Raw genomic sequence first — 20041 nt, forward strand, 5'->3', positions numbered from 1 at the left:
GGTTTTGTTTTTTCCGGAGCCGCTATGATCCTGCTAATCGATAACTATGACTCTTTCACCTGGAATCTGTACCAGTACTTTTGCGAACTGGGAGCGGAGGTGCTGGTTAAGCGTAACGATGAGTTAACGCTGGCAGAGATAGTGTCGCTGGCGCCGGAGAAAATCGTTATTTCGCCGGGCCCCTGCACGCCCGATGAGTCAGGTATTTCGCTGGACGTTATCCGCCGCTATGCCGGAAAAACCCCGCTGCTCGGCGTGTGTCTGGGTCATCAGGCCATCGCCCAGGTCTTCGGCGCTAGCATCGTGCGCGCCGCTCAGGTCATGCATGGTAAAACGTCGCTTATTGAGCACAACGGCGAGGGCGTTTTTCAGGGACTAAACAACCCGCTTACCGTTACGCGCTACCATTCATTAGTTATCGACCCGCCAACTCTTCCCGATGATTTTATCGTTACCGCCCGCAGCGCCAGCGGTGAAATCATGGGTATCCGCCATCGCCAGTGGGATCTCGAAGGCGTGCAGTTCCACCCGGAGAGCATTCTTAGCGAACAGGGACACCACTTGCTGGAAAACTTCCTTAAACGCTGATTTGTAGTTGCCATGAAGTGATTTATTATGCATATTTTGTGATTAAAACATCGCAATCATTGCACATTACACAGAAGGATGGGCATCACATGGCAACAGAGCAACCGGCAATCACCCGCGCCACATTCGATGAAGTCATTCTGCCGATTTATGCACCGGCGGAGTTTATTCCGGTGAAGGGGAAAGGCAGCCGCGTTTGGGATCAGCAGGGCAAAGAGTACATTGATTTTGCCGGCGGGATTGCGGTGACCGCGCTGGGCCACTGCCACCCGGCGCTGGTGGCGGCGCTGCACGAGCAGGGCGAAACCCTGTGGCACACCAGCAACGTTTTTACCAACGAGCCGGCGCTGCGCCTGGGTCGCCAACTGGTGGACGCCACTTTTGCCGAACGCGTGGTGTTTATGAACTCCGGAACGGAAGCCAACGAAACGGCGTTCAAGCTGGCGCGTCATTACGCAATTACTCGTCATAGCCCGTACAAAACCAAAATCATCGCTTTCCATAATGCCTTCCACGGACGGTCGCTGTTCACCGTCTCGGTTGGCGGTCAGCCGAAATACTCTGATGGTTTCGGGCCGAAACCGGCAGATATCGTGCATGTCCCCTTTAACGATCTCGAGGCGGTGAAAGCGGTGATCGATGACCATACCTGCGCGGTGGTGGTTGAGCCGATTCAGGGCGAGGGCGGAGTGATGGCGGCGACGCCGGCGTTCCTGCAGGGGCTGCGCGAACTGTGCGACCAGCATCAGGCGCTGCTGGTATTTGATGAAGTGCAGTGCGGTATGGGCCGTACCGGTTCGCTGTTCGCCTATATGCATTACGGCGTGACCCCGGATATCCTGACCAGCGCGAAAGCGCTCGGCGGCGGTTTCCCGATTAGCGCGATGTTGACCACCAATGAAATTGCCAGCGCCTTCCATGCCGGTTCCCATGGCTCCACCTACGGCGGCAATCCGCTGGCCTGCGCGGTGGCGACCGCGGCTTTCAACCTGATTAACACGCCGCAGGTGCTGGAGGGCGTGAATGCCAAACGGGCGCTGTTTGTCGAACACCTGCAGCAGATCGATGCGCAGTTCGATCTGTTCAGCGACATCCGCGGCATGGGGCTGTTAATCGGCGCCGCGCTTAAGCCGCAGCATCATGGACGCGCGCGCGATTTCCTCTATGCCGCGGCCCAGGCCGGGGTGATGGTGTTAAACGCCGGGCCGGACGTGATGCGCTTTGTGCCGTCGCTGGTGATTGATGATAGCGATATCGCCGAAGGGATGGCGCGCTTTGCGCAGGCGGTTAAAAACGTGCTTAGCGCCTAGTCGTGCGTAGCCAGATGCCGTGATGCGGACGCTGACGCCATGCCACCGACGAAATGGTGTGCATGGTGTTCAGATGGCCGAGGATCCGCTGCAGATGCTGCTCAAGGGTGCTGAGCGGCCCACGCAACACTTCCCCATCCTGGGATTCCATAATATTCACATCGCCCGCGCTGCCCGGCCCGTCTGAATCCAGACGCTGCTGACAGCGCTGCAGGGCAATTTCACAAGATTCCAGATACCGCTGCGCCAGGTCCGGCGTTAGCATCGTATGCTCGCGCGCCAGCGTGGTCATGGCGTTGATATGCTCAACGATAAACTGGCTATGGGTTACCCACAGCTTCATATCTTCCAGATAGTGCGAGTTAAAACCCGGTTCCTGCATCGCCTGGTTAAGCGAGTTATACAGGGCGTTGTGCGCCTGGTTGACGCGCATGCGCTGGTAGGCCAACGCCGGGGCCTGCGGATCGGCGCTAAGGATCAGCCGAATAGCCTCCTGATCGGCCTCCAGGGCATCGTGGGCGTTTTTACGCAGCAGGCCGCTCTGCCATTGCGGCCATAGCCAGACCATCCCGCCAAAGGCGATCAGACAGCCAATGATGGTATCGATAAAGCGGGCGACGATGAACTGCTCGCCGTTAAGCGTTAGCAACTGCAGGGTATATACCGCGGTGACGGTAAAGCCCACCATCGCCCAGCCGTAGTGTTTGCGGATGATGAGATAGCTCAGCAGCGTGATGAACAACATACCGCTTAACGTATAGCTCTCCGGTACGTGGAAATGTAGGGTCAGCCAGGCGATCACCAGGCCCGCCAGAGTGCCTACCGCCCGGTGGACAATTCGCACGCGGGTGGCGCCGTAACCGTTTTGCGTCACGAACAGCACGGTCATCAGGATCCAGTACGGCTTCGGCAGATGTAGGGCGCTGCCCATCAGGCTGGCGATGCTCAACATGACGCTGATGCGCGCGGCGTTGCGCAGCGCCGGGGATTTCAATGACAGGTAGTTCTTCAGCGCCGGTAGTAGCGGTAGGCGCCGTTCTTTATCCGCCATCAGGTTACGTGCGTACAGCGGGCGCTGGGTACGCAGCACACGGGCGATACGACTGAAGTGCCAGGCGCAGAACTGCCCAACCGGATTATCGGGGTGCTGATAAGCGATTTTTTCCAGCGCGCCGATTTGCTTATCCATCTGGAAGCGGCGCGGGTAGCGGTGGTAGAGAATATCATCCGCCAGCACGCGCAGACGCGCGGCGACGGTCTGCGCGTTCCAGCGGATGACCGCTTCCGCATGGCTGCGCTCCACCAGTTTTTGCACCTCTTCAGGCTGGTGCAGGCTCACTGAAATATGTTCCTGCAGATCCAGCCCAACCTGGAACGCGCGCAGTAGTCGCTTATGATCGCTACGCTGGTTGGCGGCTAACATATGCATCTGCTGATAGCACTGGGTAATTAAATCGACCACCTTCTGCTGGCGGGTAAGCAGCGGCGGCAGGGAGGTCGTCGGGTCAGTGTGCTGCGTCAGGAGGCTATATTTGGCCTCGCAATAATTAGCCAGTTCGCGGTAAAGCAGGCTTAACGACTCGCGCAGCGGCTGCTCTCGCCAGAGCCAAAACCAGAACCAATTAAAGAGTCCGTACCACAAGGTTCCCAGCGCATAGATAAGCAGCGGCTCCCAGATGGGCATATTGCCGGCCAGGCTTAAGGTAAAAATGGCGGCGATTAGCGATGCCGGCAACAGGCGAGCGTGTAGCGAACTGATTTCCGCCGTCACGCCGAGTATCAGCGCCAGCGCGCTGAGGATAAGCGGCAAAGGGATGTCGCGCGCCAGAAGCAATTGCACAATCAGGCTGCTGCCGGCAAATAGGCAGCCGCCAACGATAAGGCGTTTGAAAAAGCGTTTATGCGGGGTGTCGAGACCGGCGATATTGCAACAGGCGGGAACTAAAGAGAACAGCAACCCTTGCTGCAGATGGCCGAGCAGAAGCCCGATGGCCACAGGTAGACACAGCACCAGCGTTTGCCGCAGTGCATAGTTGACTTCCGGGTGGTAAATCAGCCTGCGCCACATGGGAGAAACAAAAACGGCGTACTGCGCGGAGCAATACGCCGTTTAGCGACTTAACGAGTACCGTAGACGACGATAGTTTTACCGTGTGCGGAGATCAGGTTTTGATCTTCCAGCATCTTCAGAATACGGCCGACGGTTTCACGAGAGCAACCGACGATCTGGCCAATTTCCTGGCGGGTGATTTTGATCTGCATCCCGTCCGGGTGGGTCATGGCATCAGGCTGTTTCGCCAGATTCAGTAAGGTCTGAGCAATACGGCCCGTCACGTCGAGGAAAGCAAGGTTACCGACTTTCTCGGAAGTGACCTGCAGACGACGCGCCATCTGCGAAGAAAGGCGCATCAGGATGTCCGGGTTCACCTGGATTAACTGACGGAATTTTTTGTAAGAGATCTCGGCCACTTCACATGCGGTTTTCGCACGTACCCAGGCACTACGTTCCTGACCTTCTTCAAACAGGCCTAATTCACCGATGAAATCGCCCTGGTTGAGGTAAGAGAGGATCATCTCTTTACCTTCTTCATCCTTGATGAGTACAGCCACGGAGCCTTTTACGATGTAGTAAAGCGTTTCCGCTTTCTCACCCTGGTGAATCAGCGTGCTCTTTGATGGGTACTTATGAATGTGGCAATGAGACAAGAACCATTCAAGGGTAGGGTCTGTTTGCGGTTTGCCAAGCACCATGCGCGGTTATCCTCTGTTATAAGCTATCTCCGGACGCCGACACTACACGGCATCCGGGCATGCAATCGTATTTTTCCCTATGCCTGGGAAGCTGGCTGCTCAATTTATGCAGCCTGTAATGTGAACTCCTCAGCATACATGCGGTACATCAATGTATTACTGTAGCATCCAGACTGTTTTAGCATAGCTTTCACCGCATGTCTCCTGGTGTCTCGCTTCAGCATGACCCAGGTCGCCTTCCGTTGCGAGATTTGTTATGTGCGCGTAATCTGTCAGGAAAATTGCAACAGCGGAGTTAAATTTTATGCAAGCGCGTGTGAAATGGGTGGAAGGTCTAACCTTCATCGGTGAGTCGGCCTCCGGCCACCAGATTTTAATGGATGGCAACTCCGGGGACAAAGCGCCCAGCCCGATGGAGATGGTGTTAATGGCGGCGGGCGGCTGTAGCGCAATTGACGTGGTGTCTATCCTGCAAAAAGGGCGTCAAAACGTCACTAACTGCGAAGTGAAGCTGACCTCTGAACGCCGTGAAGAGGCGCCGCGCCTGTTCACCCATATCAATCTGCACTTTATCGTCACCGGTAAAGAGCTGAAGGATGCGGCGGTGTCCCGTGCGGTGGATTTATCCGCGGAGAAGTACTGCTCGGTGGCGCTGATGCTGGAAAAGGCGGTCAACATCACCCATTCTTACGAAGTGATCGAAGCCTGAGACGAATTGACGTAGCGGGACACTAACCCCGGCAGCACGGCGACCGGGGTTTTATTTTACCCTTAACTAATGGTTTTGCCTTCCATCAAGCGCTCGACCAGCGGCGCCATAATGAGCTCCATCGCCAGCCCCATCTTACCGCCCGGTACCACCAGGGTGTTCATATGCGAGATAAACGACCCCTGTAGCATCGCCAACAGCCAGGGATAATCAATCCCCTGCAAATTGCGGAAGTGAATCACCACGAAGCTTTCGTCGAGCGATGGAATGCCTTTGGCGGCAAACGGATTCGAGGTATCCACCGTCGGCACGCGCTGGAAGTTGATATGGGTACGTGAGAACTGCGGGGTGATGAAATTGATGTAGTCCTCCATCGAACGCACCACCGAGTCCATCACCGCTTCGCGCGAATGGCCTCGTTCGCTGGTATCGCGAATGAGCTTCTGGATCCATTCGAGGTTGACGATCGGCACCACGCCGACCAGCAGGTCGACATGTTTCGCCACGTCGTGCTGCGGCGTCACCACGCCGCCGTGCAGCCCCTCATAAAACAGCACGTCGGTGGGTTCAGGCAGCGGCTGCCACGGGGTAAAGGTACCGGGAACCTGATTCCAGGGAACCGCTTCATCGTAGGTATGGAGATATTTGCGCGACTGGCCCTTGCCGAATTCGCCGTATTCTAAAAAGGTGCGTTCAAGCAGGCTGAAATCGTTGGCTTCCGGGCCAAAGTAGCTGATGTGTTTGCCCTGATCGCGCGCCTTGCGGATCGCCATGTCCATTTCCGGGCGAGTGTAGCGATGGAAGCTATCCCCTTCGACCTCCGCGGCGTGCAGGTTCAGCTGCGAGAAAATTTTGCGAAACGCGAGGCTGGTGGTGGTGGTGCCCGCGCCGCTGGAGCCCGTGACTGCGATCACTGGATGTTTGGCAGACATAACAACTCCCTGATTAAGTGATGGTGTGTCGCCGTATTGCGCCAGGCTCTCGCGGTTAGAGGAGCATGGCGCTTAGCCGTTAAACATCTTGCGGGGCATGATGTTGACCGTCTCGTGCAGTTCTGACCACACCAGCACGGCCTCCCCGGTTTTAAGCTGCTGTTTTACATCGGCGACTTTATCGGCAAGCGAACGTTCATGTTCACCATAATCGGTGCCTTCGCGCAACACAAAGCTTTCAATCAGATTATCCAGCGTTTCGGGATCGAGATCCTGCCAGGGAATAATCATGCCTGTCCTCCCAGCCAGCGGGTTAACCAATCCGGAATACGTTGCTCCAGCCACATCTGCGGTTTTCGCAGCGTACCGCCGACAAAGCCAACGTGGCCGCCTTGTTCCGTGAGCTGATATTCGACGTTTGCCGGCAGTTGTTCCTGCGGCGGGATGGAATGATGGTCCATAAACGGATCGTCTTTTGCGTGAATGATCAGCGTCGGCTTGGTGATATCGCTTAAGCGCGGCATCGCGCTGCACTGTCGGTAATAGTCTAGCGCATCGGCGAAACCGTGGATTTTGGCGGTGATCATGTCGTCGAATTCGCGTATGCGGCGCATGCTTTTGAGCTGGCGAAGATCGACCGGCAGCGAGCCCGGATAGGCTTTTAGCTTGCGCGCGGCGTTAGCTTTCAGCAGGTTGAGCAGGTAACGCTGATAGACGCGCGAAAATCCTTTATCCATATGGTAGCTGCAGGCTTCCAGCATAAAGGGCGCCGAAACAATGACGGCCGCATCGAGCGGAATATTGTCGCCTTCTTTCGCCAGCAGACAGCCCAGCATGTTACCGCCAAGCGAATAGCCTACCGCTGCCGTCGGCGCGGCGCCGAACTCACGCTGCAGCCAGTGCAGGAACCAGGTGCCATCTTCCGTTTCGCCAGAATGGTAAATACGACTGTTACGATTCGGCTCGCCGCTGCAGCCGCGAAAATGCATCACCACCCCGAGCCAGCCGCGCTGCATAGCGGCGTGAATCAAACCGTGGGCGTAAGGGCTGTGCAGGCTGCCTTCCAGACCGTGAAAAACCACCAGACGCGGTTTGTGGCGCGCGCCGGCGGGGTCTTCGCTCCAGGCCAGATCGACGAAATCGCCATCCGGCAGCTCAAGGCGCTGCCAGTGCGGCGTAAATCGGAGCTTGCGGCGGATGATCCGCGGCAGCATGGTTTGCAGATGACGATTGCCCACGCCGCGCATCGGATGGAATTCGCGCGAATCGTTATCGGGGGGCGTCACTGCTGTCGGGGTTATTTCAACCATAGTACCAGGATTATTAAGAAACTTTTAGAACACTATACCGCGCTTAAAAGTGGGCGGTTAGCCAATATGTGGTCTTGCGGGTAATCGGTATAGATTACATGAAAATGATTGAAGAGAATGGCTGAGCGATGAATTTCGGAAAGCCTCCCGGAATAAAAGTCTGCCGGTATATCTGAAGCAGGCAGTCCGACGGTGAATTTTCTCTCACCGCCGAACGGTTACTCATTAGCCTTCCTGCAGCATTTGCTCCAGCTGTTCCTGCGCGTCCAGCCACGCCATCTCGCACTCTTCGAGACCTGATTTGGCGCTAGCCTGCTGCTGCAGACAGGCGGTTAATTCCGCTTTGCGCGAGGCGTCATATAACTCGCTGTCGCCCAGCTTCTCTTCCGCCTGCGCCAGCTGCGCGTTGAGTTTATCCATCTCTTTTTCCAGACGGGCGATCTCTTTACGCAGCGGTTGCGTTTGCGTGCGCAGTTCGGCTTCGCGGCGTTTTTGATCCTTACGCGCCTGCGCGCTATTGCCGTTATCCTTCGGCGCTTCAGAGGCCTGGTTTTCCTGCTTCTGCGAATCACTCAGCCACTGCTGATAATCTTCCAGATCGCCATCAAACGGTTCGACTTTGCCGTCGTGTACGAGGTACAGATCGTCAGTGGTGGAACGGATCAGGTGGCGATCGTGCGAGACCACGACCAGCGCCCCTTCGAAGTCGATCAGCGCTTCGGTTAAGGCCTGACGCATATCGAGATCAAGGTGGTTGGTCGGTTCATCGAGCAGCAGCAGGTTAGGGCGCTGCCAGACGATTAACGCCAGCACCAGGCGCGCTTTTTCGCCGCCGGAGAAACGGCGGGTCTCTTCGCTGACTTTATCCCCCTGGAATCCAAAGCCGCCGAGGTAGTCGCGCAGTTTTTGTTCCAGCTCCTGCGGCGCCAGGCGGGCCAGATGCTGTATCGGCGACTCATCGGCGCGCAGGAATTCGAGCTGATGCTGGGCGAAGTAACCGAGCTTAATGCCCTTAGCCAGGCCAATTTCACCGGACAACGGTTGTAGTTCACCGGCCAGCAGCTTAATCAGCGTTGATTTACCGGCGCCGTTGCGCCCCAGCAGACCGATACGCGAACCGGGCACCAGGTTCAGCTTGATGGAGTCGAGAATAATCCGTTCGCCGTAGCCGGCGCTGACTTTTTCCATCTTGAGTAACGGGTTCGGCAGGCTTTCCGGCGCGCGGAAGCTGAAGTGGAACGGGTTATCGACGTGCGCCGGAGCGATAAGCTCCATGCGCTCAAGCATTTTGATACGGCTCTGCGCCTGCTTCGCTTTGGTAGCCTTGGCGCGGAAGCGGTCGATATAGCTCTGCAAGTGGGCTACGCGCTGCTGCTGGCTTTCATACATGGCCTGCTGCTGCGACAGACGGGTCGCGCGCTGGATTTCAAACGAGCTGTAGTTACCGGTGTATTCGAACATCGTTTGCTGTTCGATATGAATAATTTTATCGACGATCGGATCGAGGAAATCACGATCGTGGGAAATCAGGATCAGCGTACCGGTATAGCCTTTCAGCCACTTTTCCAGCCAGATCACCGCATCAAGATCGAGGTGGTTGGTCGGTTCGTCGAGCAGCAGCAGGTCGGAACGGCAGATCAGCGCCTGCGCGAGGTTTAAGCGCATACGCCAGCCGCCGGAGAAATCACTGACCGGCCGCTCAAGCTGCTCGTTACTGAAACCAAGGCCGTGTAGCAGGCTGGCGGCGCGGGAACGAATCGTCCAGGCGTCAATGGCATCCAGCTTACCGTGAACGGTAGCGATGGCGTGGCCGTCGTCGCGCTCATTGGCCTGCTGTAAATCGGCTTCCAGCTTGCGGAACTCGCGATCGCCATCAATAACATAATCAATAGCCGGTTGCGGCAGGGCCGGCGTTTCCTGATTAACCCACGCCAGCTGCCAGTTGCTCGGGAAGGTCATGGAGCCGCCGTCGGCGCTTATCTCGTTTTTCAAAAGCGAAAGCAACGTAGATTTACCGCAGCCGTTTTTACCCACCAGACCGACCTTCTGGCCAGGATTGATGGTGGCGGTGGCGTTGTCCAGCAGGACGCGTACGCCGCGACGAATTTGTAACGAGGAGAAAACAATCATAAGGTGCCGTATGTTCAGACTATGTTAATTTGTCTTTATGATAATGTAGTGTGGAAGCGAAACGCTCCATAGGGCCGCAATGGTAGCCCAAAATGAAGACGATAGACAAAGTCATTCTGGTTGCGTCGAGACGCAGCCGCTTCGCAAGCCGCCAGATGACGTTCGGGAGGGGAATGATGTCTCAGACAGCGAAAGTGTTGCTGCTGTATGCCCACCCAGAATCTCAGGATTCCGTGGCCAACCGGGTTTTGCTTGAACCGGCCTTACAGTTGCCGAATGTCACCGTGCACGATCTTTATGCGCACTATCCAGATTTTTTTATTGATATCGCCCATGAGCAGGATCTCCTGCGTCAGCATCAGGTGATTGTTTTCCAGCATCCGCTGTATACGTGGAGCTGCCCGGCATTGTTGAAAGAGTGGCTGGACCGGGTGCTGAGCCGCGGCTTCGCCAGCGGCGCGGGAGGAAATCAACTGGCGGGAAAGTACTGGCGTAGCGTGATCACCACCGGCGAGCCGGAGAGCGCTTACCGCCGCGATGCTAATCGCTATCCGATGAATGATATTCTGCGCCCTTTTGAGTTAACGGCCGGCATGTGCCGCATGCACTGGCTGAGTCCGATTATTGTTTACTGGGCGCGCCGACAGCGGCCGGAAGATTTGCAAAGCCACGCCCGCGCATATCGCGATTGGCTCGCGAATCCTGTTGCTACAGGAGGCGTCAATGGCGGGAGCTGATTTGCTATTAGCAGGGGTACTGTTTTTGTTTGCTGCCGTGGTGGCGGTACCGCTGGCGGCCCGGCTGGGCATTGGCGCCGTACTCGGCTACCTGCTGGCCGGGATTGCAATTGGCCCGTGGGGGCTTGGCTTTATTAGCGATGTGGATGAAATTCTCCATTTTTCCGAGCTGGGCGTTGTATTCCTGATGTTCATCATCGGCCTTGAGCTCAATCCGGCCAAACTGTGGCAACTGCGCAACTCGATTTTCGGCGTCGGCGCGGCGCAGGTGCTGTTTAGCGCGGCGATCCTCGGCGGATTGCTGGTGGTCACCGGGTTTTCGTGGCAGGCGGCCGTGGTGGGCGGTATTGGGCTGGCAATGTCCTCTACCGCGATGGCGCTGCAGCTGATGCGCGAGAAGGGAATGAGCCGTAACGAATCCGGCCAGCTTGGATTTTCAGTACTGTTATTTCAGGATCTAGCGGTGATCCCGGCGCTGGCGCTGGTCCCGCTGCTCGCCGGACACGGCGACGATAACTTTAACTGGATGTCGGTAGGGATGAAGGTGCTGGCATTCGCCGGCATGCTGATTGGCGGTCGTTTTCTGCTGCGCCCGGTATTCCGTTTTATCGCCGGTTCCGGCGTGCGCGAGGTCTTCACCGCCGCCACGCTGCTGCTGGTGCTGGGCTCAGCGTTGTTTATGGATGCCCTGGGGCTGTCAATGGCGCTGGGGACGTTTATCGCGGGCGTGCTGCTGGCGGAAAGCGAATATCGCCACGAGCTGGAAATTGCTATTGAGCCGTTTAAAGGCTTGCTGCTGGGGCTATTTTTTATCTCCGTCGGCATGGCGCTGAATCTTGGCGTGCTGTACACCCATTTGCTGTGGGTCGCGCTAAGCGTTGCCGCGCTGGTGGCGGTTAAAGCGTTGGTGCTTTATGTATTGGCCCGGGTATACGGTTTGCGCAGCGCCGAGCGCACGCAGTTCGCCGGAGTATTGAGCCAGGGCGGCGAGTTCGCCTTTGTTCTCTTTTCCATGCCGGCTTCGCAGAAGCTGTTCCATAACGATCAAATGGCGCTGCTGCTGGTTACCGTAACCTTATCGATGATGACCACGCCGCTCCTGATGAAGGTCATTGATAAAGTGCTGTCGCGACGGCTTAACCCGGCGGAGGATACCGATGAGGCGCCGTGGGTCGAGGATGATAAGCCACAGGTGATTATCGTCGGCTTCGGGCGTTTTGGTCAGGTGATCGGGCGTCTGCTGATGGCTAATAAAATGCGTATTACCGTGCTTGAACGCGATATCAGCGCGGTCAACCTGATGCGCAAATATGGCTACAAAGTCTATTTCGGCGACGCGACGCAGCTTGAGCTACTGCGTTCGGCGGGGGCGGAAGAGGCGCAGTCGATTGTGATTACCTGCAACGAGCCGGAAGATACCATGAAGCTGGTGGAGATGTGCCAACAGCATTTTCCCCACCTGCATATTCTGGCCCGAGCGCGGGGGCGCGTAGAAGCGCATGAGTTATTACAGGCTGGCGTGACGCAGTTCTCGCGAGAAACCTTCTCCAGCGCCCTGGAATTGGGGCGCAAGGCGCTGGTGACTCTGGGAATGCATCCGCATCAGGCGCAGCGCGCGCAGTTGCACTTTCGACGCCTCGATATGCGAATGCTGCGCGAGTTAATGCCAGTGCATACTGATACTGTACAGATATCTCGCGTGCGGGAAGCCCGGCGCGAGCTGGAAGAGATTTTTGAGCGTGAAATGCAGAAAGAAAGCCGGCAGTTGGACGGCTGGGACGAGTTTGAATAGAAGGTAGAGCAAAATGGCGGTACGTAAACGTTTTATTGCCGGCGCAAAATGTCCGGCGTGCCAGGCGCAGGATTCACTGGCGATGTGGCGCGAGAATAATGTCGATATTGTTGAGTGCGTTAAGTGCGGACATCAGATGCGCGAGGCCGATAAAGAGGTCCGCGAACACGTTCGCAAAGAAGAGCAAGTGATCGGCATTTTTCATCCGGACTAGCGTTATCTGTCGCCTTTTTTTAAGCTAGAGGGTACACGGCTGCAGAATTCCGCTACAATCTGCGCCACTATTCTTCCCATGCTCAGGAGATATCATGAAAGTAGCAAAAGACCTGGTGGTCAGCCTGGCCTATCAGGTACGTACAGAAGACGGTGTGTTGGTTGATGAGTCTCCGGTGAGTGCGCCGCTGGACTACCTGCATGGTCACGGTTCCCTGATTTCCGGCCTGGAAAACGCATTAAACGGCCACGAAGTGGGCGATAAATTTGATGTCGAAGTCGGCGCGAATGACGCGTACGGCCAGTATGACGAAAACCTGGTTCAGCGCGTTCCTAAAGACGTCTTCATGGGCGTTGACGAACTGCAGGTTGGCATGCGCTTCCTGGCTGAAACCGACCAGGGTCCGGTACCGGTAGAAATCACTGAAGTCGGCGACGATTTCGTGGTGGTTGACGGCAACCACATGCTGGCTGGCCAGAATCTGAAGTTCAACGTAGAAGTTGTCGCCCTGCGCGAAGCCACTGCAGAAGAGCTGGAGCACGGTCACGTACACGGCGCTCATGGCCACGATCACGATCATGACCACGGTCATGACGGCTGCTGCGGCGGCCACGGCCACGATCATGGTCACGACCATGAACATGGCAAAGGTGGTTGCGGTAACGGCGGTTGCGGTTGCCACTAATGGCGTCGCGTTCGCGCGAATAGCCAAAAAAGCGGGGAAACCCGCTTTTTTTACGTCTCAATAATGCGGAGGCGGCGTCTCTTCAGACTGTGACGCGATGTGCGACGGCTGTGTCGCTTTCAGTTTTTCGATCATCAAGCGCATATGTTCGCGCATTTTGGCCATTTCTATTTCATGCGCCGTGACGGTTTTGTTGAGGTCCTCGATGGTGATCTCCTGAAACGCCAGTCGGCTTTCCAGTTCCGCCAGACGCGTCTCCATTGTGCTATCGTTCATAGGTCGCCTCTTCTGTCTTGTTTGCGGGCGGATTCTACTCAAGTTTCCGCGTTAACGCAGCATCGTAACGTCAGAGAGGAAACTAATTCATACAAAAATAGTCTGAAATGAGGCGATATTCAGGTAGGTCCGTATGTAGATTTGTTCTGCAACGTTCTATAGTACGTTTTTTGCTTTTTATGATAACCCTGGGGTGAGATGCCCCGGCCCTGGAGAAATGGATGAAATCACTGTTTAAAGTAACGCTGCTGGCGACCACGATGGCCGTTGCCCTGAATGCACCGCTGACCTTTGCTGCCGATACCGCAGCGAAAGCTGCACCGGCGGCGGACAGCAAATCGGCATTTAAAAATGACGATCAAAAATCCGCTTATGCGCTGGGTGCATCCCTCGGCCGTTACATGGAAAACTCCCTGAAAGAACAAGAGAAGCTGGGTATCAAACTGGATAAAGACCAGCTGATCGCCGGCGTGCAGGATGCGTTTGCCGATAAGAGCAAACTGTCCGACAAAGAAATTGAAACCACTCTGCAGTCCTTTGAGACCCGCGTGAAAACCGCCGCTCAGCAGAAGATGGAAAAAGATGCGACCGAGAACGATGCTAAAGGCAAAGCGTTCCGTGACGCCTTCGCTAAAGAGAAGGGCGTGAAAACCTCTAAATCCGGCCTGATGTATAAAGTCGAGAAAGCCGGTACCGGCGATGCGCCGAAAGACAGCGATACCGTCGTGGTGAACTACAAAGGTACGCTGATCGACGGTAAAGAGTTCGATAACTCTTACACCCGCGGCGAGCCGCTCTCTTTCCGTCTTGATGGCGTTATCCCTGGCTGGACCGAAGGCCTGAAAAACATCAAAAAAGGCGGCAAAATCAAGCTGGTCATCCCACCAGATCTGGCTTACGGCAAAACTGGCGTTCCGGGTATCCCGGCTAACTCTACGCTGGTATTCGATGTAGAACTGCTGGACATCAAACCGGCTCCGAAGGCTGATGCTAAGCCAGAAGCCGCTGCCGAAGCACCGGCTGCAGACGCTAAGAAGTAATCTGCCATAAGCCGCCGCCTTCAGGGGCGGCGGCTTTTTTATTGGCAGCAGATATAATTAAAACTGGAAAATTCCTCAGGCGCTGTATTACTTTAGATAGCTTAATAATGATGATGAGCCTGCCCTGACGATAACGACAGGCTCCTGAAAAGGAGTGCTTTTTTACATGTCCAGGTCGCTTTTAACCAACGAAACCAGCGAGCTTGACCTGCTGGATCAACGTCCTTTCGACCAGACCGACTTCGATATCCTAAAATCCTATGAAGCGGTGGTGGACGGGTTAGCGATGCTCATTGGTTCCCATTGTGAAATCGTGCTGCACTCACTGCAGGATTTAAAATGCTCCGCTATTCGTATTGCTAACGGTGAACACACCGGCCGCCAAATTGGCTCGCCGATTACCGATCTGGCGTTACGTATGCTGCACGATATGACGGGAGCAGATAGCAGCGTATCGAAGTGCTATTTTACCCGCGCGAAAAGCGGCGTGCTGATGAAATCGGTGACTATCGCTATTCGCAACCGGGAACATCGGGTGATTGGTCTGCTGTGTATCAACATGAACCTTGATGTCCCGTTCTCGCAGATTATGAGCACCTTTATTCCACCGGAAACGCCGGAAGTGAACTCTCAGGTTAACTTTGCCTCGTCGGTGGATGATCTGGTGGCGCAAACGCTGGAGTTCACCATTGAAGAGGTGAATGCCGATCGCAACGTATCGAATAACGCGAAAAACCGCCAAATCGTGCTGAATCTATACGAGAAAGGCATCTTCGATATCAAAGATGCGATTAACCAGGTAGCCGATCGCCTGAATATCTCTAAACACACGGTGTACCTCTACATCCGCCAGTTTAAAAGCGGTGATTTCCAGGGGCTCGATAAGTAATGCGTTTTGCCATCACGGTAACCGGGCCTGCCTACGGTACTCAGCAGGCCAGTAGCGCGTGGCAGTTTGCGCAGGCGGTTATTAACGCAGGGCATGAACTGGCCTGCGTATTTTTCTATCGTGAAGGGGTCTACAACGCTAATCAGCTGACGGCCCCCGCCAGCGATGAGGTAGACCTGGTGCGTCACTGGCAGCGCCTGCATGATGAACATGCCGTTGCGCTGCACATTTGCGTGGCAGCGGCGTTACGCCGCGGCGTGATCGATGAACGCGAAGCGCAGCAGCTTGGCTTGCCGGCGCATAATCTGCAGCCGGGATTCACCTTAAGCGGGCTAGGCGCACTGGCTGAAGCGTCATTAACCTGCGATAGAATGGTGCAGTTCTGATGAAACGCGTGGCTTTCGTATTTTCTTCCGCGCCGCACGGCAGCGCAGCCGGCAGGGAAGGGCTGGACGCCTTACTGGCGACCTCGGCGCTTACCGATGATCTCGGCGTCTTCTTTGTCGGCGACGGCGTGTTTCAGATTATCCCTGGCCAGCAGCCGGGAAAAATCCTCGCCCGTGATTATATCGCCACCTTCAAGCTGTTATCGCTGTATGACATCGAACAGTGTTGGCTATGCGCGGCGTCTGCCCGCGAGCGCGGCCTGGCCGCCGATACGCCGTGGGTGGTGGATGTCGAAAGCCTCGAGCCAGAAGCGCTGCGCGCCCGGCTTGATGAGTTCAACGTGATTCTACGATTCTGAGGCCCAGATGCTCCATACTCTAAGCGTCTCTCCCTGGCATGTCGATATCGACGCGATGCTGCGTCTGGTGAAGGCAGGCGATGATCTGCTCCTGCTCTCCGATGGCGTGGTCGCGGCGATTGACGGCGGCCGTTTCCTTGAAATCCTGCAATCCGCCCCCATAACCCTACATGCTCTGCAAGACGATATCGAAGCCCGCGGGCTGGCTGGTCAAATTGCGGACAGTGTCGTCAGGGTTGACTATACTGATTTCGTCAGTCTTACGGTCAAACATGAAGGTCAGTTGGCTTGGTAATGGCGGGATCGTTGTATATTTCTTGACACCTTTTCGGCACCGCCCTAAAATTCTGCGTCCTCATATTATATGAGGCGATTTATTACGTGTTTACGAAGCAAAAGCTAAAACCAGGAGCTATTTAATGGCAACAGTTAACCAGCTGGTACGCAAACCACGCGCGCGCAAAGTTGCAAAGAGCAACGTGCCGGCGCTGGAAGCCTGCCCGCAGAAACGTGGCGTATGTACTCGCGTATATACCACCACTCCTAAGAAACCGAACTCCGCACTGCGTAAAGTTTGCCGTGTGCGTCTGACTAACGGTTTCGAAGTCACCTCCTACATCGGTGGTGAAGGTCACAACCTGCAGGAGCACTCCGTGATCCTGATCCGTGGCGGTCGTGTTAAAGACCTTCCGGGTGTTCGTTACCACACCGTTCGTGGTGCGCTTGACTGCTCCGGCGTTAAAGACCGTAAGCAGGCTCGCTCCAAGTACGGCGTGAAGCGTCCTAAGGCTTAATGGTTCTCCGTTAAGTAAGGCCAAACGTTTTATATTAATGTCAAACTAAACTCTTTGAGTTTTGGACAATCCTGAATTAACAACGGAGTATTTCCATGCCACGTCGTCGCGTCATTGGTCAGCGTAAAATTCTGCCGGATCCGAAGTTCGGATCAGAACTGCTGGCTAAATTTGTAAATATCCTGATGGTAGATGGTAAAAAATCTACTGCAGAAACTATCGTATACAGCGCGCTGGAGACCCTGGCTCAGCGCTCTGGTAAAACTGAACTGGAAGCCTTCGAAGTTGCGCTCGAAAACGTGCGCCCGACTGTCGAAGTTAAGTCCCGCCGCGTAGGTGGTTCTACTTATCAGGTTCCAGTTGAAGTACGTCCGGTTCGTCGTAATGCTCTGGCAATGCGTTGGATCGTTGAAGCTGCTCGTAAACGCGGTGATAAATCCATGGCTCTGCGCCTGGCGAACGAACTCACTGACGCTGCAGACAACAAAGGTACTGCAGTTAAGAAACGTGAAGACGTTCACCGTATGGCCGAAGCCAACAAGGCGTTCGCACACTACCGTTGGTAATCCCTTCGGAGTCATAGTCACCAGGCGGGCGTTTCAGATGAGTCGCCCGCTCTGGATAACTTAACTGAACGCCTAAAGAAATAAACGAGGAATCAAATGGCTCGTACAACACCCATCGCACGCTACCGTAACATCGGTATCAGTGCGCACATCGACGCCGGTAAAACCACTACTACCGAACGTATTCTGTTCTACACCGGTGTAAACCATAAAATCGGTGAAGTTCATGACGGCGCCGCTACCATGGACTGGATGGAGCAGGAGCAGGAACGTGGTATCACCATCACTTCCGCTGCGACTACTGCATTCTGGTCTGGTATGGCTAAACAGTATGAACCGCACCGTGTAAACATCATCGACACCCCGGGGCACGTTGACTTCACTATCGAAGTAGAACGTTCCATGCGTGTTCTTGATGGTGCGGTAATGGTTTACTGCGCAGTTGGTGGTGTTCAGCCGCAGTCTGAAACCGTATGGCGTCAGGCAAACAAATATAAAGTTCCACGCATTGCGTTCGTTAACAAAATGGACCGCATGGGTGCGAACTTCCTGAAAGTTGTTGGTCAGATCAAAACCCGTCTGGGCGCGAACCCGGTTCCGCTGCAGCTGGCAATTGGTGCTGAAGAAGGTTTCACCGGTGTTGTTGACCTGGTGAAAATGAAAGCCATCAACTGGAACGAAGCTGATGCAGGCGTTACCTTCGAATACGAAGATATCCCGGCTGACATGCAGGAACTGGCTGACGAATGGCACCAGAACCTGATCGAGTCCGCTGCGGAAGCTTCCGAAGAGCTGATGGAAAAATACCTGGGTGGCGAAGAACTGACTGAAGAAGAGATCAAAAAAGCTCTGCGTCAGCGCGTTCTGAACAACGAAATCATCCTGGTAACCTGTGGTTCTGCGTTCAAGAACAAAGGTGTTCAGGCGATGCTGGATGCGGTAATTGATTACCTGCCATCCCCGATCGATGTTCCGGCAATCAACGGCATCCTGGACGACGGTAAAGATACCCCGGCTGAGCGTCACGCAAGCGACGAAGAGCCGTTCTCTGCACTGGCGTTCAAAATCGCTACCGACCCGTTCGTTGGTAACCTGACCTTCTTCCGTGTGTACTCCGGTGTGGTTAACTCTGGTGATACCGTACTGAACTCCGTGAAAGCTGCACGTGAGCGTTTCGGTCGTATCGTTCAGATGCACGCTAACAAACGTGAAGAGATCAAAGAAGTTCGCGCGGGCGATATCGCTGCCGCTATCGGTCTGAAAGACGTAACCACTGGTGACACCCTGTGTGACCCGGATGCGCCGATCATTCTGGAGCGTATGGAATTCCCTGAGCCGGTAATCTCCATCGCCGTTGAGCCGAAAACCAAAGCTGACCAGGAAAAAATGGGTCTGGCTCTGGGTCGTCTGGCTAAAGAAGACCCGTCATTCCGCGTATGGACTGACGAAGAGTCTAACCAGACCATCATCGCCGGTATGGGTGAACTGCACCTCGACATCATCGTTGACCGTATGAAGCGTGAATTCAACGTTGAAGCGAACGTCGGTAAACCTCAGGTTGCTTACCGCGAAGCGATTCGCCAGAAAGTTACCGATGTTGAAGGTAAACACGCCAAGCAGTCTGGTGGTCGTGGTCAGTACGGTCACGTTGTGATCGACATGTACCCGCTGGAGCCGGGCTCTAACCCGAAAGGTTACGAGTTCATCAACGACATTAAAGGTGGTGTAATCCCTGGCGAATACATCCCGGCCGTTGATAAAGGCATCCAGGAACAGCTGAAAGCTGGTCCGCTGGCTGGCTACCCGGTAGTTGATATGGGTATCCGTCTGCACTTCGGTTCTTACCACGACGTTGACTCCTCTGAGCTGGCGTTTAAACTGGCCGCTTCTATCGCCTTTAAAGAAGGCTTTAAGAAAGCGAAACCAGTTCTGCTTGAGCCGATCATGAAGGTTGAAGTAGAAACTCCGGAAGAGAACACCGGTGACGTAATCGGTGACTTGAGCCGTCGTCGCGGCATGCTGCGCGGTCAAGAATCTGAAGTAACTGGCGTTAAGATCCACGCTGAAGTTCCGCTGTCTGAAATGTTCGGATATGCAACTCAGCTGCGTTCTCTGACCAAAGGTCGTGCATCATACACCATGGAATTCCTGAAGTATGATGATGCGCCGAACAACGTTGCTCAGGCCGTTATTGAAGCCCGTGGTAAATAATCCACAGGATTAAAACCTAAGTCCCGTGCTCTCTCCTCAGGGGAGAGCACTATAGTAAGGAATATAGCCGTGTCTAAAGAAAAATTTGAACGTACAAAACCGCACGTCAACGTTGGTACTATCGGCCACGTCGACCATGGTAAAACTACTCTGACCGCTGCAATCACCACCGTACTGGCTAAAACCTACGGCGGTGCTGCTCGCGCATTCGACCAGATCGATAACGCGCCGGAAGAAAAAGCTCGTGGTATCACCATCAACACTTCTCACGTTGAATATGACACCCCGACTCGCCACTACGCACACGTAGACTGCCCGGGCCACGCCGACTATGTTAAAAACATGATCACCGGTGCTGCTCA

The 20041-nt window shown here is 55.0% G+C and carries 23 protein-coding genes; 16 read left to right on the top strand and 7 right to left on the bottom strand.

What is annotated here, in order from left to right:
- Positions 1-24 precede the first annotated feature (24 nt).
- A complete protein-coding gene (gene pabA / locus PGR79_RS14030) occupies positions 25-588 on the top strand; it encodes an aminodeoxychorismate synthase component 2 (protein WP_430918618.1) in 564 nt (187 codons plus the stop codon).
- Between the two features lie 89 nt (positions 589-677).
- Positions 678-1898, top strand: coding sequence for a bifunctional acetylornithine/succinyldiaminopimelate transaminase (gene argD / locus PGR79_RS14035; protein ID WP_430918616.1), 1221 nt, complete (start codon positions 678-680; stop codon positions 1896-1898).
- Here the strand turns inward: argD and PGR79_RS14040 are convergent.
- Positions 1888-3966: a YccS/YhfK family putative transporter gene (locus PGR79_RS14040; protein ID WP_430918614.1), complete on the bottom strand. Its 2079-nt coding sequence runs from the start codon at positions 3964-3966 to the stop codon at positions 1888-1890. The genes argD and PGR79_RS14040 overlap by 11 nt on opposite strands.
- A 50-nt stretch (positions 3967-4016) precedes the next feature.
- Positions 4017-4649, bottom strand: coding sequence for a cAMP-activated global transcriptional regulator CRP (gene crp, locus PGR79_RS14045; RefSeq protein ID WP_000242758.1), 633 nt, complete (start codon positions 4647-4649; stop codon positions 4017-4019).
- A 304-nt stretch (positions 4650-4953) separates the two neighbouring features.
- Here crp and PGR79_RS14050 point away from each other — a divergent pair, with 304 nt between their 5' ends.
- Positions 4954-5358 (top strand): OsmC family protein, encoded by a 405-nt coding sequence (locus tag PGR79_RS14050; RefSeq protein ID WP_015703648.1) that lies wholly within the window; start codon positions 4954-4956, stop codon positions 5356-5358.
- Between the two features lie 62 nt (positions 5359-5420).
- Here PGR79_RS14050 and PGR79_RS14055 read toward each other — a convergent pair whose 3' ends face one another.
- The 4 genes from PGR79_RS14055 to PGR79_RS14070 form a co-directional block, all read right to left on the bottom strand.
- A complete protein-coding gene (locus PGR79_RS14055; RefSeq protein WP_015369404.1) occupies positions 5421-6290 on the bottom strand; it encodes a phosphoribulokinase in 870 nt (289 codons plus the stop codon).
- Positions 6291-6362: 72 nt separating this feature from the next.
- Positions 6363-6581, bottom strand: a complete 219-nt coding sequence (locus PGR79_RS14060; protein WP_015369405.1) for a YheU family protein — start codon at positions 6579-6581, stop codon at positions 6363-6365.
- Positions 6578-7600, bottom strand: coding sequence for a hydrolase (locus PGR79_RS14065; RefSeq protein ID WP_045375901.1), 1023 nt, complete (start codon positions 7598-7600; stop codon positions 6578-6580). Before PGR79_RS14065 ends, PGR79_RS14060 begins: the two co-directional genes overlap by 4 nt.
- A 225-nt stretch (positions 7601-7825) precedes the next feature.
- Positions 7826-9730 (bottom strand): ABC transporter ATP-binding protein, encoded by a 1905-nt coding sequence (locus PGR79_RS14070; RefSeq protein ID WP_087859084.1) that lies wholly within the window; start codon positions 9728-9730, stop codon positions 7826-7828.
- Between the two features lie 173 nt (positions 9731-9903).
- Here PGR79_RS14070 and kefG point away from each other — a divergent pair, with 173 nt between their 5' ends.
- The 4 genes from kefG to slyD all read left to right on the top strand — a co-directional run bounded on the left by kefG (position 9904) and on the right by slyD (position 13158).
- Positions 9904-10467 (top strand): glutathione-regulated potassium-efflux system ancillary protein KefG, encoded by a 564-nt coding sequence (gene kefG, locus PGR79_RS14075; RefSeq protein WP_015369408.1) that lies wholly within the window; start codon positions 9904-9906, stop codon positions 10465-10467.
- Positions 10454-12259, top strand: a complete 1806-nt coding sequence (kefB, locus tag PGR79_RS14080; protein WP_087859085.1) for a glutathione-regulated potassium-efflux system protein KefB — start codon at positions 10454-10456, stop codon at positions 12257-12259. The genes kefG and kefB overlap by 14 nt, the downstream gene beginning before the upstream one ends.
- A gap of 13 nt (positions 12260-12272) precedes the next feature.
- Positions 12273-12473, top strand: coding sequence for a YheV family putative zinc ribbon protein (locus tag PGR79_RS14085; protein WP_004106389.1), 201 nt, complete (start codon positions 12273-12275; stop codon positions 12471-12473).
- Positions 12474-12567: 94 nt separating this feature from the next.
- On the top strand, positions 12568-13158 hold the full coding sequence (slyD, locus tag PGR79_RS14090) for a peptidylprolyl isomerase (protein WP_015369410.1): 591 nt from the start codon (positions 12568-12570) through the stop codon (positions 13156-13158).
- A gap of 57 nt (positions 13159-13215) precedes the next feature.
- Here slyD and PGR79_RS14095 read toward each other — a convergent pair whose 3' ends face one another.
- Positions 13216-13434, bottom strand: coding sequence for a protein SlyX (locus PGR79_RS14095; RefSeq protein ID WP_015369411.1), 219 nt, complete (start codon positions 13432-13434; stop codon positions 13216-13218).
- A 221-nt stretch (positions 13435-13655) separates the two neighbouring features.
- Here PGR79_RS14095 and fkpA point away from each other — a divergent pair, with 221 nt between their 5' ends.
- The 9 genes from fkpA to PGR79_RS14140 form a co-directional block, all read left to right on the top strand.
- Positions 13656-14474 (top strand): FKBP-type peptidyl-prolyl cis-trans isomerase, encoded by an 819-nt coding sequence (gene fkpA, locus PGR79_RS14100; RefSeq protein WP_015369412.1) that lies wholly within the window; start codon positions 13656-13658, stop codon positions 14472-14474.
- A gap of 166 nt (positions 14475-14640) precedes the next feature.
- Positions 14641-15363, top strand: coding sequence for a helix-turn-helix transcriptional regulator (locus PGR79_RS14105; RefSeq protein WP_004868391.1), 723 nt, complete (start codon positions 14641-14643; stop codon positions 15361-15363).
- A complete protein-coding gene (gene tusD / locus PGR79_RS14110; RefSeq protein ID WP_087859086.1) occupies positions 15363-15749 on the top strand; it encodes a sulfurtransferase complex subunit TusD in 387 nt (128 codons plus the stop codon). Before PGR79_RS14105 ends, tusD begins: the two co-directional genes overlap by 1 nt.
- Complete coding sequence (gene tusC / locus PGR79_RS14115; protein ID WP_015369414.1) at positions 15749-16108, top strand: sulfurtransferase complex subunit TusC; 360 nt, start codon at positions 15749-15751, stop codon at positions 16106-16108. The genes tusD and tusC overlap by 1 nt, the downstream gene beginning before the upstream one ends.
- Before the next feature lie 7 nt (positions 16109-16115).
- The gene (gene tusB / locus PGR79_RS14120) at positions 16116-16403 is read left to right on the top strand and encodes a sulfurtransferase complex subunit TusB (RefSeq protein WP_087859087.1); all 288 of its coding nucleotides are present in this window, start codon (positions 16116-16118) and stop codon (positions 16401-16403) included.
- 124 nt (positions 16404-16527) lie between these two features.
- Positions 16528-16902: a 30S ribosomal protein S12 gene (gene rpsL, locus PGR79_RS14125; RefSeq protein WP_000246815.1), complete on the top strand. Its 375-nt coding sequence runs from the start codon at positions 16528-16530 to the stop codon at positions 16900-16902.
- A gap of 95 nt (positions 16903-16997) precedes the next feature.
- Entirely contained in the window at positions 16998-17468 is a 471-nt protein-coding gene (gene rpsG, locus PGR79_RS14130; RefSeq protein WP_015369416.1) for a 30S ribosomal protein S7, read from the top strand.
- A gap of 96 nt (positions 17469-17564) precedes the next feature.
- Positions 17565-19679 carry an elongation factor G gene (fusA, locus tag PGR79_RS14135; RefSeq protein WP_015369417.1) on the top strand — a complete coding sequence of 705 codons (2115 nt, stop codon included), beginning with the start codon at positions 17565-17567 and terminating at the stop codon, positions 19677-19679.
- A gap of 69 nt (positions 19680-19748) precedes the next feature.
- A partial coding sequence (locus PGR79_RS14140; RefSeq protein WP_000031684.1) for a GTP-binding protein occupies positions 19749-20041 on the top strand: 293 nt, incomplete at its 3' end.

The organism is Klebsiella sp. 141161 (assembly GCF_050600815.1).
Lineage (GTDB): Bacteria > Pseudomonadota > Gammaproteobacteria > Enterobacterales > Enterobacteriaceae > Klebsiella > Klebsiella aerogenes.

Excerpts from the sequence above, each read along its gene's own strand:
- PGR79_RS14050 (WP_015703648.1), top strand. The coding sequence starts at position 4,954 with ATGCAAGCGCGTGTGAAATGGGTGGAAGGTCTAACCTTCATCGGTGAG.
- rpsG (WP_015369416.1), top strand. The coding sequence starts at position 16,998 with ATGCCACGTCGTCGCGTCATTGGTCAGCGTAAAATTCTGCCGGATCCG.
- PGR79_RS14085 (WP_004106389.1), top strand. The coding sequence starts at position 12,273 with ATGGCGGTACGTAAACGTTTTATTGCCGGCGCAAAATGTCCGGCGTGC.
- argD (WP_430918616.1), top strand. The coding sequence starts at position 678 with ATGGCAACAGAGCAACCGGCAATCACCCGCGCCACATTCGATGAAGTC.
- crp (WP_000242758.1), bottom strand. The coding sequence starts at position 4,649 with ATGGTGCTTGGCAAACCGCAAACAGACCCTACCCTTGAATGGTTCTTG.
- fusA (WP_015369417.1), top strand. The coding sequence starts at position 17,565 with ATGGCTCGTACAACACCCATCGCACGCTACCGTAACATCGGTATCAGT.
- kefB (WP_087859085.1), top strand. The coding sequence starts at position 10,454 with ATGGCGGGAGCTGATTTGCTATTAGCAGGGGTACTGTTTTTGTTTGCT.
- pabA (WP_430918618.1), top strand. The coding sequence starts at position 25 with ATGATCCTGCTAATCGATAACTATGACTCTTTCACCTGGAATCTGTAC.
- rpsL (WP_000246815.1), top strand. The coding sequence starts at position 16,528 with ATGGCAACAGTTAACCAGCTGGTACGCAAACCACGCGCGCGCAAAGTT.
- PGR79_RS14055 (WP_015369404.1), bottom strand. The coding sequence starts at position 6,290 with ATGTCTGCCAAACATCCAGTGATCGCAGTCACGGGCTCCAGCGGCGCG.
- PGR79_RS14065 (WP_045375901.1), bottom strand. The coding sequence starts at position 7,600 with ATGGTTGAAATAACCCCGACAGCAGTGACGCCCCCCGATAACGATTCG.
- tusC (WP_015369414.1), top strand. The coding sequence starts at position 15,749 with ATGAAACGCGTGGCTTTCGTATTTTCTTCCGCGCCGCACGGCAGCGCA.
- kefG (WP_015369408.1), top strand. The coding sequence starts at position 9,904 with ATGATGTCTCAGACAGCGAAAGTGTTGCTGCTGTATGCCCACCCAGAA.
- PGR79_RS14040 (WP_430918614.1), bottom strand. The coding sequence starts at position 3,966 with ATGTGGCGCAGGCTGATTTACCACCCGGAAGTCAACTATGCACTGCGG.
- PGR79_RS14105 (WP_004868391.1), top strand. The coding sequence starts at position 14,641 with ATGTCCAGGTCGCTTTTAACCAACGAAACCAGCGAGCTTGACCTGCTG.
- tusD (WP_087859086.1), top strand. The coding sequence starts at position 15,363 with ATGCGTTTTGCCATCACGGTAACCGGGCCTGCCTACGGTACTCAGCAG.
- PGR79_RS14070 (WP_087859084.1), bottom strand. The coding sequence starts at position 9,730 with ATGATTGTTTTCTCCTCGTTACAAATTCGTCGCGGCGTACGCGTCCTG.
- PGR79_RS14060 (WP_015369405.1), bottom strand. The coding sequence starts at position 6,581 with ATGATTATTCCCTGGCAGGATCTCGATCCCGAAACGCTGGATAATCTG.
- slyD (WP_015369410.1), top strand. The coding sequence starts at position 12,568 with ATGAAAGTAGCAAAAGACCTGGTGGTCAGCCTGGCCTATCAGGTACGT.
- tusB (WP_087859087.1), top strand. The coding sequence starts at position 16,116 with ATGCTCCATACTCTAAGCGTCTCTCCCTGGCATGTCGATATCGACGCG.
- PGR79_RS14095 (WP_015369411.1), bottom strand. The coding sequence starts at position 13,434 with ATGAACGATAGCACAATGGAGACGCGTCTGGCGGAACTGGAAAGCCGA.
- fkpA (WP_015369412.1), top strand. The coding sequence starts at position 13,656 with ATGAAATCACTGTTTAAAGTAACGCTGCTGGCGACCACGATGGCCGTT.